Annotated in this window: 1 protein-coding gene; it reads right to left on the bottom strand. The window is 40.2% G+C overall.

What is annotated here, in order from left to right; genetic code table 11:
- On the bottom strand, positions 1-595 hold a 595-nt coding region (locus IEY58_RS34165; protein WP_189052662.1), incomplete at both ends, for a hypothetical protein.

Genomic DNA, 595 nt, shown 5'->3' with positions numbered 1-595 from the left:
CCTCATAATCTTGGGTAATTGGGGTATATACACTACTTGGCCAAGTATGCCTTGCAATGGCATACATATTTAACGCCTCAAATAAGCTCATAGAGGCACGTTTGGATTGAATAGGTATATCCATAGGGGTATATGCTAGATCGTCCATCTGAAGGCGTTTATAACGCTTCTGAAGGCGGTCTTTTCGATAGGTTAATAGTTTCTTGTATTCATCTTGCAGTTTTTCGCTATTTTCCCATTGTCTTCGTTGATAATTACGACTCTTCTCGGCTCTTGCATTTGGTGTTGTTTCGGCAGCAACCAAATCAGCTTGAAAATATTTACCCTCTAATTTAATTGAACGTCTAGGCTTACCGCGGTATAAGGTTTTGTCAGGGTTTGCAATCTTTAAGCAGTGTGGATTGCTATCGTCAACGACCTGGTAACCATGATTAATGATTGTTCTTATCACATCATCACGATTATGAATGCTTTGCTCGGCAATACCCTTGTCTATGATATTACCAATGACCAGAGCCACATCTTTTTTGGTGGTCGCTTTGGGCTTTGATGAACTATTTAAATCACTACGCCGATAGTTGCGAAAATTACGAGG

It is taken from the genome of Aliidongia dinghuensis (assembly GCF_014643535.1).
Classification (GTDB): Bacteria; Pseudomonadota; Alphaproteobacteria; order ATCC43930; family CGMCC-115725; genus Aliidongia; species Aliidongia dinghuensis.
The sequence above is the reverse complement of the archived record's forward strand: the minus strand, read 5'-3'. Positions and strand labels throughout refer to the sequence as shown.